A 12,972-nucleotide genomic window follows, 5' to 3' on the forward strand; every position below is an offset into this window, starting at 1 on the left:
TTATGCGTCTGCTGTAAGGGACTATCGGTTATTGTTTAACTTATTTATCTTTGTGCCCGCATGTACAATTTTATCAAGAATATACTCTTCCGCTTTCCTCCGGAAAGCATCCATTACCAGGTAATGAAGGGCCTGCAAATCATGCATGGTCTTCCCCTGGGAAAAAATATACTCCACTCCTTTTGTCAGCCGAAACGTAAAGGACTGGAAAGACAACTCTGGGGACTGACCTTTAAAAACCCGGTCGGACTAGCCGCTGGTTTTGACAAGGACGCCCGTTTTACCGACGAACTGGCCAGCCTGGGCTTCGGCTTTGTAGAAATCGGTACGGTTACCCCGGTATCCCAGCCGGGTAATGATCAGCCACGTCTGTTCCGCCTGCCGGCAGACAAAGCGCTTATCAACCGTATGGGTTTCAATAACGGAGGTGCTATTGCAGCTGCTAAACGCCTGCAAAAAAGAAAATCCGATATCATCATCGGAGGTAATATCGGTAAGAACAAGATCACACCTAACGAAGAAGCGATCAGTGATTACGAGAAATGTTTCCATGCCCTGTTTGATGTAGTGGATTACTTCGTTGTGAATGTAAGTTCTCCGAATACGCCGAATCTACGCGCATTACAGGAAAAAGAACCACTGAAACAGCTGTTGCATCACCTGCAGACGCTGAACAACCAGAAAAGCAAGCCAAAACCAATCCTGCTGAAAATAGCACCGGACCTGACCACCAGTCAGCTGGATGATATCATAGAAATTGTACAGGAAACCAAACTGGCAGGTATCGTAGCGACCAATACAACTATTGACCGCTCCAACCTGGAAACGCCTGCTGCGGAAGTGGAAGCGATCGGTGCAGGTGGACTTAGCGGTCTGCCGGTAAAAGAGAAAGCAACAGAAGTAATCCGCTATATCCATAAAAATACCAATGGCGCCGTACCGATCATTGCGGTAGGTGGTATCTTCACCGCTGCTGACGCCCAGGAAAAACTGGATGCCGGCGCCTCGCTGGTACAGGTCTATACAGGCTTCGTATATGAAGGCCCGGCGATCGTTAAGAAGATATGTGAAGGATTACGTTAATAATCCTGCTGATAAATAATATAGCGAAGGGTGTCCGCCACATGGCAGACACCCTTCGCTTTTATCCCGCTATCCAGAAACTGAAAACACTACTAATATCCCTGAAATCATCACCATTATTCCTTCCGCTATCTGACTGACCTTTGACCTGTAAATATCAATAACATGAAGACACCAGATATACAGGCAGCACCACTGAGTGCTGAAGAAATAACAGCTATAAAAGTATTTTACGGCGCCTGGAAAGAACAACAACCGGATTTACTGGATACCGTCTGCACACCGGACTGGCAGGATATCCCGCTGGCTCCCGGACAGGCACACGGTCCACAGGGCTTGAAAGATATCATCCGCAGCTTTGTCGGCAGCTTTCCTGATATAGAGATCGTCATTCATGAAATCATGGGTGTACACGAACGGGCGGCAGTAAGAGCAGCGATTACTTTCACACACGATAAAGCGGTATTAGGTATTCCACCAACCAACAAGAAAGTGAGCATTCCCTTACATGAATTCCATTACCTGAAAGATGGTAAACTCACACATACCTGGCATATGGAAGACTGGTTCGGCTTACTTGTACAGAGCGGCGCATGGACTGCGGAAGGGCTGTAGCAACAAACGGTTTATTGACACAAAGGGCTGTCACACTTTTGGTGGACAGCCCTTTGTATTAGCTGATCGCTTTGCTACTGTGCCAGTATATCGATATCTGCAATCTTTGCAGGAAACCATACATTCATCTCCCCTTCTCCACGGTTTGCCCAGGCATAATAAGGGATCAGTGTAATTTGTCTGGACGTTGTATTCACCTGCTGTTGCTGCACATCTACATTGACGCTTTTACCTTCTCCTTTCAACACAACGATACCATTCAACAGATCTTTCCTTTCTTCCGGCTGTAATGTCGCAGGAAGTATAAGATTGCTGGTGCGGCCATTATTGTCTTTCCACTCAGCGCAATACATCAGTGGTCCGCGCTGAATAGCTACCTTTCCTATATCATCCTTGATCTTGTTATCTGCCAGTACCTCATGCGTATCCATTGGCAACTGCATTTCAACAACATCTTTTTTATTCCATTTTCTTTTGATCACGGCATATCCCTGTTCCAGCTGGTAATCAACCGGCTGACCATTTACTTTGATCACCACCTTGTGTTGATCCTGGTCCCGGAAGTGATACAATCCGCCAGGAATCGCTTCCTGTCTGGCCCATCCCGGCACACGCAGTTTTAACGTAAATTCAGTTGCTGCTGCCGGTTCAATATTAAAACGCAGATCACCATTCCATGGATAATTGTTGGTCTGCACGATCTTCACTTTCTGCTTTTCTACCTGGATATTAGCCGTGCTGCTGATAAACAGATTCACATATACATCCCTGGCTTTCTGTGCATAGATATAACCGGGTAATGAAGGTAGAAAACGTGCCATATTAGTAGGACAACAGGAACATTCAAACCATCCGGAACGGCCTGGTTCCATACTGTGATGATGCACACCATTTCTGATCTGCATCGCATTCGTATAGAAGAAGGACTTGCCATCCAGTCCGACGCCGGATATCAATCCGTTATACAACACTTTCTCCAGCATATCCACATATTTCGCATCCCCGTGTAACTGGAACATACGTACATTCCAGAAAGCATTTCCTATCGCTGCACAGGTTTCGTTATAAGCAGTAGCATTGGGGAGTTCATAATTCTCGCCGAAACGTTCTCCATCAGGAATGGCGCCGATGCCGCCCTGTACGTAGATCTTCTTTGTGGCCATATTATCCCATATCCTGTCAATCGCGTGCAGATAAGCAGTGTCTCCGTCCAGCGCAGCAATATCCGCCATAGCGGCATAGAGATACATGGCTCTTACGGCATGGCCTACGGCTTCAGATTGATTGACAACCGGCTCCTGGTCCTGCCAGTATTTGCCGTTCTCCCACTGATTCCTGCTCTTTGGATTGTACTGACGTTTACCTCTTTCATCGATAAAGAACCTGGCTAGTTGCAGGTATTCCTTTTTACCGGTAATACGATATAAACGCACCAGCCCCATTTCTACCACTTCATGTCCGGGCGCTACACCACGTTTCCCGGGGCCGAATGTCAATACCAGCAGATCGGCATTCTTCAAAGCAACATCCAGGAAATTACGTTTACCGGTAGCCAGGTAATGTGCACTGGCCGCTTCAAACATATGCCCCGAGTTATACAGCTCATGACTCAGTTCATGTTCTCTCACCCAACGTTCCGGACCGGCCCAGTCGTGCGGGTGCGCGGGATCTATTGTACGGGCAGTGTACAGATAGCCGTCTGGCTCCTGCGCTTTTGCCACGATCGTAATCAGTGAATCCACATAGGCATCCATCTTTTTATCAGGCGTCACTGCCATGGAATAGGCAGCTCCTTCAATGGTTTTATAAATATCCGTATCATCGAAAGGATATTTTGTACAGAACTTACCTTCCTTTGCTGCTGCCATTTCAAAGTTCTTCACACGACCGGTACTTTCACATCGTGCAAAGGATGCCGGAATAGTGACCGTATGATTGACACGGATCCGGGGCAGCCAGAAGCTGTCAGTCAGTTTTACAGCGGTGATGTCCACCCCTCTTACAGGATAGTCTGCCTGCTGTGCACACAAAGGCAGGGTATACAGCAGGGCCAATGTTAACAATTGTTTCTTCATAACCTTTATTATTAGTAACCAGTATTCTGCTTCAGGTTGCCGTTCTTGTTGATTTCAATACGGGGAATTGGAAAGAGCGTACGATAATCACCATTTGGCAAATGTGAGAACCAGGCTTTCTTTGTAAACACTTTAAAACGGATCATGTCCTGTCTGCGACGATCTTCCTGGTTAAACTCCCATCCCAGTTCATCCAGGAAGCGGCCGTATTGTACGTTGTCGCCACCTTCTATCGTTTGATTCAGGTGATTGCGCAGACCATAGTTATACACACTTCCTTTCACCAGATCAGCGGCTGTTACAATCGCCTTTTCCGGGTGATCTGTGAAGTTGCGGCGTCTTACTTCCGTCACCAGCCCGGCAGCAGCGGCCGCCTTTCCATCCCTCATCAGACACTCTGCTTTCATCATCAGGATGTCTGCATACCTGAATAAGGGCCAGTCATTACTAAGCTGCACGTTCGCATTCTGCTTGATCTCAAATTTACCTAAACGAAAACCGTGGATTTCTTCTGAAAGATCGATACCAGGTACTTCATTTACAAATGCCAGCGGTTTGCCGGTATAAGCGCCCATTGTACAGTTAAGCGGTTCTCCTGCGGCACTGTATTGCTGTCCCTTGATCCAGTTATCCCGATAGCGGGCATCATTCTGATCAAAGGTGTTAATAAACTGCGGAATCGCGCAGATACCCCCCCATGGCGTAGACTTCAGGTTGTAAGTCGCCTGACTGGCCGGTTGCAATGTCTGCATATGTATATCAAATGCATTCCAGTCAGTCACATATGTTTCATCAAAAGGTAATGCGAAGATGATTTCTTTTGAATTTTCATTCTCTGTCACAAACAGGTTCCGCTGTATCGGTTCCAGGATAAATCCTTTTCCTGAGTTGATGATCGCATCACAGGCCGTAATACAATCACTCCAGGCAGCAGTACCGGTATAGACTTCCGCATTGATATACATCTTGGCCAGTAAGGCATAAGCCGCCCATTTATTAAATTTACCGTAAGTGGATTTATCATTCTTATCACTCAGTAAACCGATATTATCTTTTATCTCTTTGATGATGAAATCGTATACTTCTTTTCTTGTGCGCTGCTCAGGCAGGTAGCCATCAGCAACATTAAAGTCCGTCACAATCGGTACATTGCCATATACATCACACAATACATAGTAATAAGAAGCCCGCAGCACCTTCAGTTCGGCCAGTGTTTCTTCCTTACCACTGGTAACCGGTATCGCACCTGATTCCAGCTGATAAATGACCCGGTTACAGTTAGTGATCCCTGCATATGTACGCCCCCAGGTATTGATCGTTACATCATCATCCGAGGTCCATTTATGTTCATGTAAACGACGGTAGATACCACCATCAACCCAGCCATTGGGTCTTGCCGGCACTACGGCTTCATCTGATGTCGCTTCCTGGATACGCGCATATCCATTCCATCCATTTAATACAATACGCCAGTTCACGTAAGCAGCGCCTACCAGCGATGCCAGATCCTGTGCGGTAGGTTCAAATTGTCCGGCGATGATCTGATTATAACTATCATCTTTCAGTTTGGTACAGCTACACAGCACAATCAGTGTAGCCAGTAAGATTTTTTTTGCAGTATGTTTCATAACAGTAGCATTAACGGATCAGAAACTTATGTTTACACCAACAGTAAATGTTCTCACAGACGGATATTTATCCCTGTCGTCAACACCAGGCGCCAGTCCCAGTCTGTTAACTTCAGGGTCTATTCCTTTATAACCTGTAATCACAAAAGTGTTAAGCGTGGATACATACAATCTTGCAGCATGCAGATATTTTGATTTCAGGTTACGGATATTATAGCCCAGTGTGATATTATCCACCTTCCAGAAATCACCATCTTCCACATAGTAGCTATTAAACTCCAGCGGCATATCCTTGCTTAGTACTGCCTTACCCAGCACTTTGTCATAAGCTGATTTCAGGCGGTTGTATTGTTGCAGACCGGTATTCTCATAATACATCCGCTGAAAGTTCAGTATCTGATAATCGAATGCACCACGCATGGTGATATTCAGATCAAACTGTTTGTAGCGGAAGCTGTTATTCCATCCACCGTAATATTTTGGCAAACCATTTCCCAATACACGTTTGTCTTCAAAGGCATGTTGGTAATCATCATAATTGACAGGTTTACCGTCACGACCTTCATAGATCCATTTACCATCCTGAGAAATATCTGCTACTTTGAATCCGTAGAAGTCACCGATCTTGTCTCCGATATTCACAATATGTGTGAATGTCTGGATCGGCTCACCGGTACCACCTGTGGTGAAATAGTTGTTGGTCGCCTTATAAACATTATTGGAAAGACTAAGCAGTTTATTGGTATTGGTAGAGAAGTTTACACTGCTGCTCCATTCAAAATCTTTTGTTTTGACAGGGATAAAGTTCACAATCACTTCCAGACCTTTGTTTTCCATCTTACCTACGTTTGCACGGGTAGAAGAAAAGAGGTTCGGCGGACTAGGCACCTGATAATCATACAACAGTCCATTGATACGGCGGATGTAGTAATCTACGCTACCACTGATCCTGCCCTGTAACATGGAGAAGTCAACACCGGCATTCGTTTCGTGTTTTTCTTCCCAACGCAGATCTGCATTAGGGTTCTGTGAAGGGCCGAGTGTCTGTATCCATACGCCATTGGAGTATACATAAGCACCATAGCTCAAAATGGCCACACCCAGGAATAAGTCAGTCGGTTGTGTACCCGTAACACCGTATCCTACGCGGAGTTTCAGGTCATCAAACAGACTTTGTCTTTTCATGAATGCTTCATTGCTGATGCGCCATCCTGCGGATATCGCCGGGAAGTTACCCCATGGTTGTTTCGTTCCGTACAACTGACTGGCGGCTTCATGCCTCAAACTGGCCATTAACAGATAGCGGTCATCAAAACTATAAGTCGCTCTTCCGAAGAAACCAATCAGGTTTGTTTCTCTCTTTTCGCTGTATTCCGGCGCAAGTCCTTCTTTCAGTGCCTGTCCGATACCGATGTTGTTATAGGTAAAGCGGTCCGTCGGGAAATCCCAGTTCTGTGCCCAATGTGTATTAAATTCATTTTCCTGGTAACTGTAACCACCCAGTACGGTAAATTTATGTCGTCCGACATTCTTGTTGTACTGTGCTGTCAGTTCCATGAGCCGGTCAATAGATTGCGTACTTCCTACAGAAGCATATCCATTCCGGCCGTCTCTCAGGGTGGAGATATGACGCTTGGTCTCTGAATACCCTCTGTCTTCATTGTAACGTGTATAAGAGAACAATGCAGACAGTTTCAGTCCTTCGACAGGCAAGAGTGTCAGCGAACCATTTAAGCGCGAATTCTGGGATGTATTACGCCCATCGCTCTCATACAATCTTGACAAAGGGTTTTCATAGTTGAAGAGCCCTGTCTGCTCATACCAGTTTCCGGCGGAATCACGTACCGGTGAAGTGGGGTTCCGGATCATTGCCTGTCTGTAGGTATAACCATTGAAACTGAAACCATCACCGGTAGTCGTATACTTGTTATTGGCGTTCAGCATACCGAGATTGATACGGAGTTTATCATCCAGCATACTGTGATTGATATCGATACGACCTGTAAAGGTACGGTTGTCCGATTTCTTCATAATACCTTCCAGGGAACGGTAGTTCACATTGGCGAGGTAGTTGGTTTTACTATTCCCCCCTCTGAAAGTCAGGTTATGCACATGTGTCAGCGGTGTCTGTGATATTTCTTTTAACCAGTCAGTATTGCCCCCCTGATTCCAGGAAGCGTCTCTCAGCCCTTCGGCAATCTGCTTGCGATAGTCATCCGCAGTCAGCATATCAGGTTTGCGGGCAATCGTCTGTGTGCTGACATATCCACTGTAATCCACGGAGTTATTGAATGTACCACTGGCCCTTCGGGTGGTAATGATGATCACGCCGTTTGTACCACGGGTACCATAAATAGCGGCCGCTGAACCATCTTTCAGTACGTCTACTGATTCTATATCTTCCGGCGCAACGGTCTTGAGATCGCCGGGGATACCATCTATCAATACCAGCGGATTGGCATTCGCACCCAGCAATGTCGTATTACCACGCAACAGGATTTGTGAACCGCTGGTTGGATCGCCACTGGGCGTACCGATGGACAAACCGGCTACTTTACCTTGTAAGAGCTGACCGGCATCCAATACATTGCCTTTAACGAAGCTCTCTGATTTTACGGTAGCAACAGCACTGGTCAGGTCGCCTTTCCGCAGACTACCATACCCGATCACTACAACATCAGCGAGTGAGTTTTCACTTAAAGCCAGCTGGATATTCAGCTGACTACGACCTTTTACAGCTACTTCCTGTGTACGATAGCCGATATAGCTGATCAGCAATGTATCTGCATCGCCCCTGGCTTCCAGTGAAAAGACACCTTTATCGTTTGTCATGGTACCAGCACGGGATGCCTTTACAACGATACTTACACCAGGAAGCGGCTGCCCTTTTTCATCGGTCACTATCCCGGTAATGACTTTTGCAACTCCCGCAGGAGGGGTAATACCTTCGGCTACCGCCTGCATAGCGGCAGACATAGGTCTTCTTTTGATGATAATATAATTACCATCCTGTACATAGAACAATTCATCGGGCAGCAGTATATCCAGCATATCTTTTAACGAACGTTTCGTTCCCTCGATGGCCGGAGTAGGAATGCTGCTGGCGAGAGCGCCATCCACAATAAAAAAGAAGGGCGCCTGCGTTTCGATACGCTTCAGTACTTTATCCAGTTTGCCTTCTTTGGCGTTGAGCTGCAACATGACGGTATTGAGGTCCTGTCCACTGGAGGGACGGGCCATCAGTAGTAATGTTGTCGTGCACAGCACCATCATTATCATGATCACAGTACGCATCAGCTTAAATAAGAGATCAGGTAAATAATATATCAGCCGGGATGAGCGCATAGGCATCCCTGACAAAATACCGGAGTATTTCATATCTTTAAATGCATTTTGTATGATGTAATAGAATACAAAGCCGTAGCGCCTGTTTGCATGTATGGTTTGCAGACTTTGATGCAGACAGCGCTATGTTTATCCTTTCCTTGCAGGAAGGGACTTTTTATGTGGTGTTGCCTGGGAAATTGTTTGTCTGTTTCATAACGGGATTACTTATTGTGCGTGAAATTATAGACTGCAACCTTGTCCGCTGATATACACTTCCTGCTGATCTTCGCTGATGCGGAATGTGGAATTGTTGATCTTACATAATAGTCCGAGTATTCTTTCCAATGTGGCATGTTCATCAAAACTGGCGATAAAAGTACATTGGCGTAAGGCGTCATTTTCAAAGTGAAAGGTGACTCCATATTTTCTACTCAGGTTATTCGCCACTGTTTCAAATGTTTCATTATCTATCTCAAACCTGCCGTGGATCCAGGCGTGAGCAACCGTAGCGTTCACTGTTCGTTCAACTGTCGTCTTTTCCAGCGTGATCTGCTTGTTGGCTGTTAATATGCTGATATGTTTTTTTTCATCCTGTACCTGGATCTTTCCGGAAGCTACCGTAATGGCGACTGCTTCATTGTTATATGCTTTGATATTAAAAGAGGTACCCAGTACGGTGGTAATACATCTGCCGGCTTTTACCACAAATGGTTTGGTCCTTTTGCTGACATCGAAGAATCCTTCCCCGGTCAGTGTTACCTCCCGCGAAAGTGTATCTTCCCGGTACTGTAGTTTACTGTCCGCATTCAGCCATACTACAGAGCTGTCAGGTAATACGACCCTGTTCTGTTGTTCACGTGGCACATATACTGCCATCTTCCGCCCTTCCGGTTTTTTCATCATCCACCAGACGCCGGCTGTCAACAGTACTGTGGCGGCTATACCTATCCACCAGACAGATTTTTGCTTCTTTTCCTCCTCTTTCCCATACCATTGCATCAGGGCTGCGGTTTCTTCTTCAGTTGCAGTACCGGCCAGCCACTTACGTGCAAGAGAACGAATGTATTCGTCAGACATCGGCTTCAGTATTGTATATTATATATAGAGTGTTAAACTGACAATTTACCCTTGCAGGAAATAAAATATTTTTCTGAGGGGAGTATTATAATTATATGTTCATCTGCATTCGGGAGAAACATCAACAATTTTCGCCGCCTGGATCAGAGTAAGGTGCTATGTAATACACTTAATTTCCCATAGGTTTCAGGGGTTGAGTAAGATAGCTACTTGCTTTGCGGAGATATTTCAAGCGTTTCGTTGCCTGTGATCAGAGAACGGTACTATACAATGCACTTAATTTCACCCGTAGCGTCTTCAGGGCTTTCGTGAGATGTCCTTCTGCTGTTTTGGGAGATATATCAAAAGTTTTTGCTGCCTGTAATAAAGAGTGATCCAGCAATTTATTATACCGGAACACCTGCCTGCTTTTCTCCGGCAATTCATTTGAGATGGTTTCGATCAGCTGTAATAATAAACGGTCACTGACAAGGTTTTCCAGATCTGCATTTCCACCTGCCAACTGTGGCGTATGTGACAGGGCTTTCATACGGGCAGCAATCGTCTGTTGCTTTGCGAGATAATGAAATACGGCGTAACGGGTGATGGCAAAAAGGTAATGTTTCAGTACGGAGATCTCGATATCATGCCTTTTTTCCCAAAGGATGATGAAGGTGTCCTGCACGATCTCCTCAGCAACTTCCTTCACCTGCAGCCGTTTCAAGGTAATATGATACAGTATGTCCCAATAACGGTTGTACACTTCGTTAAAAGCGTCTACCGAGTCAGTCCTGATCATGTCCCACAGGTATTGATCCGTGTGTGTGGAATCCGGATGGAAGCGAGCGTTTTTCACCGTGAAAAAGTATAAAGACGTTACATTGTTCTACATACCCTTATAAGTGTGTAATCTACAATTAAATCTTAACTTTTCCAACAGGGGATTGATGTTTATAGTTTTAACTGCCGGCATTTACCGCATTCATCATGGTACATCCTACAACGCCGGCTGTCTCGGTACGCAAGCGGTTATCTCCCAGGGAAACAGGCTGAAATCCTTTATTCAAAGCCAGATGTATTTCTTCAGGGGTAAAATCACCTTCCGGACCAATCAGCAGTAAACTATCCTTACCTGGCTGCATGGCCTGCCAGAGATGTGTCTTTTGTTCAGGCAGACAGTGTGCGATAAACAATTGTTGTGCGGGCGGTTGTTGTACCAATGTATCAAACGAGGCAGGTGCTGTCAATTCCGGCAGATAATACTGCTGCGATTGTAACATCGCAGATACCAGGATATTTTCAAAACGGTCTGCACGGAACTTTTCCTTTTCCGTACGCTGGCTAACCAGGGGGATGATCATTTGCATACCTATTTCGGCCGCTTTTTCCAGGAACCATTCTATACGGGAGGAGTTCTTTGTAAAGGAGATCGCAATACGAACAGGGGATGCTACAGGCGGCATCAGTTCATATTGATTTACGGTGACTATACATTTCTTCCGGTTATCGTCAGTGATCGTAGTGGTGTAACGGCCGCCACGTCCGTCGGTCAATAATACTTCATTGCCTTTCTCATGTCTGAGGACCATGATACAGTATTTTGAAGTAGGCTCGTCCATGGTGTAATGTCCTGACTGCGGAGTAATGTCTTTTGCGTAAAACATGATTGCCTGTTTAATTTTTGCAAATATCGGGAGGATATGATTCAGTACAATAGTACGTATGAAAAAGCCTTCACTGTTGTGAAGGCTTTTTATTTATCAGGTATTGATCATTTTACCAATGCGCCCGCCAGTACGGCTTTTGTCTTATGCTGGAAGCGGAAGAACAGCAGGATCGATGCGGTCAGCAATCCGATCAGCAGTCCCCACCAGATGCCCTGTATCCCAAAATTCAGGTGAATACCGAATAGATAACCAATAGGCAATCCCAGGCCCCAGTAGGCAAGTAAGGTGATTACAGTCGGTACCCGTACATCTCCCAGTCCGCGTAAGATACCCAGTCCTACCACCTGTGTTCCGTCAAACAGCTGGAAGAAAGCCGCGATAATCAACAGGTGTGCTGCGATATCCACTACCTGCGGATCACTGATATACATCAGGGGCAGCAGGCGGCATCCCAGCATGAAAATCAGGGCGGTAGTGCCCATCATCACAAGCACCATATGATAACTGGCAATGGCGGAAGAACGTAAGTCCCGCCATTGTTCGGCACCAAAGTGATTACCACTTTTTATACCGGCAGCAGCAGAGATCCCGCTTGCCATCATATAGGTAATTGATGCCAGGTTAATGGCTATCTGATGAGCAGCCTGTTCACGGGCGCCGATCCAGCCTGCCATAACAATTGCGCCGCTGAATGCGCTGATTTCAAAAACATATTGTAAAGCTACCGGTGTACCGATACCCAGTAATTGTTTCAATGCTGCGCCGGACAGGTAACGTTGTCTGAATTCCTGCAGATAAGGCTTAAAACGCGGAGAACGCAATACATACCAGGCCATTGCCACCCCCATTAATGTGCGATCAGTCAGGGTCGCAATCCCCACCCCCACTACGCCCATTTTAGGTGCGCCAAACAGGCCATATACCAGGATGATACCCAGTACGATATTCAATACGTTACCGATGATACTGATGTTCATGGCTTGCCGGGTGAATCCCAGTCCTTCGGCAAACTGTTTAAAGGTCAGGAAGATCATCAGCGGGAAGAATGAAAAGCCTAGTAATTGCAGGAAAGGTTTAGCCAGCACACGTACCCGTTCTTCCTGTCCGAGCAGATCCAGGTGATTACTACCGATGATAATAACGGTGGATAATAAAATACCCAGCAGGATGTTGATTGCCAGACTATGACGCAGCAGATAGCCGCAACGGGACAGGTTTTTCCGTCCGTTTTCCTGTGCGATCAATGGCGTAAGACCATAGGACATACCAATGCCTATCACCATAAAAATAGAAAAGAGGCTGCTGCCCAATGCAACGGCAGCCAGCGGTACATCACCGGTATGCCCGATGACGATGGTATCAGAGAAAGCCACCATGGTATGTCCCAGCTGGGAGATCACGACCGGGTAGGCCAGTTGGAAATTGTCTTTATAATACTGACGATATTTAGTCCACATAATAATTTCTTCAATAAGGGGTAATAAAAAAGGCGTCCGGTATCGGACGCCTTTCAGTATTGCT

Annotated in this window: 9 protein-coding genes; 2 read left to right on the top strand and 7 right to left on the bottom strand. The window is 46.0% G+C overall.

Annotation, left to right across the window (positions count from 1 at the left end):
* Positions 1 to 60 precede the first annotated feature (60 nt).
* Together CPIN_RS35785 and CPIN_RS35790 are read left to right on the top strand one after the other, a co-directional pair.
* On the top strand, positions 61 to 1,083 hold the full coding sequence (locus CPIN_RS35785) for a quinone-dependent dihydroorotate dehydrogenase (protein WP_012794793.1): 1,023 nt from the start codon (positions 61 to 63) through the stop codon (positions 1,081 to 1,083).
* Between the two features lie 165 nt (positions 1,084 to 1,248).
* On the top strand, positions 1,249 to 1,698 hold the full coding sequence (locus CPIN_RS35790; RefSeq protein ID WP_012794794.1) for an ester cyclase: 450 nt from the start codon (positions 1,249 to 1,251) through the stop codon (positions 1,696 to 1,698).
* Positions 1,699 to 1,772: 74 nt separating this feature from the next.
* Here the strand turns inward: CPIN_RS35790 and CPIN_RS35795 are convergent, their stop codons facing one another.
* The 7 genes from CPIN_RS35795 to CPIN_RS35825 form a co-directional block, all read right to left on the bottom strand.
* Positions 1,773 to 3,773, bottom strand: a complete 2,001-nt coding sequence (locus tag CPIN_RS35795) for a glycoside hydrolase family 127 protein (RefSeq protein WP_012794795.1) — start codon at positions 3,771 to 3,773, stop codon at positions 1,773 to 1,775.
* Positions 3,774 to 3,784: 11 nt separating this feature from the next.
* The gene (locus tag CPIN_RS35800; protein WP_012794796.1) at positions 3,785 to 5,401 is read right to left on the bottom strand and encodes a RagB/SusD family nutrient uptake outer membrane protein; all 1,617 of its coding nucleotides are present in this window, start codon (positions 5,399 to 5,401) and stop codon (positions 3,785 to 3,787) included.
* Between the two features lie 18 nt (positions 5,402 to 5,419).
* The gene (locus CPIN_RS35805) at positions 5,420 to 8,779 is read right to left on the bottom strand and encodes a SusC/RagA family TonB-linked outer membrane protein (RefSeq protein ID WP_012794797.1); all 3,360 of its coding nucleotides are present in this window, start codon (positions 8,777 to 8,779) and stop codon (positions 5,420 to 5,422) included.
* Positions 8,780 to 8,968: 189 nt separating this feature from the next.
* Positions 8,969 to 9,805: a FecR family protein gene (locus CPIN_RS35810; RefSeq protein WP_012794798.1), complete on the bottom strand. Its 837-nt coding sequence runs from the start codon at positions 9,803 to 9,805 to the stop codon at positions 8,969 to 8,971.
* A 250-nt stretch (positions 9,806 to 10,055) separates the two neighbouring features.
* Positions 10,056 to 10,583: a sigma-70 family RNA polymerase sigma factor gene (locus CPIN_RS35815; protein ID WP_012794799.1), complete on the bottom strand. Its 528-nt coding sequence runs from the start codon at positions 10,581 to 10,583 to the stop codon at positions 10,056 to 10,058.
* A 160-nt stretch (positions 10,584 to 10,743) separates the two neighbouring features.
* Complete coding sequence (locus tag CPIN_RS35820; RefSeq protein WP_012794800.1) at positions 10,744 to 11,448, bottom strand: RsmE family RNA methyltransferase; 705 nt, start codon at positions 11,446 to 11,448, stop codon at positions 10,744 to 10,746.
* A gap of 107 nt (positions 11,449 to 11,555) precedes the next feature.
* Positions 11,556 to 12,908 (bottom strand): MATE family efflux transporter, encoded by a 1,353-nt coding sequence (locus tag CPIN_RS35825; protein WP_012794801.1) that lies wholly within the window; start codon positions 12,906 to 12,908, stop codon positions 11,556 to 11,558.
* Between the last annotated feature and the right edge of the window lie 64 nt (positions 12,909 to 12,972).

Source organism: Chitinophaga pinensis DSM 2588 (assembly GCF_000024005.1).
GTDB lineage: Bacteria > Bacteroidota > Bacteroidia > Chitinophagales > Chitinophagaceae > Chitinophaga > Chitinophaga pinensis.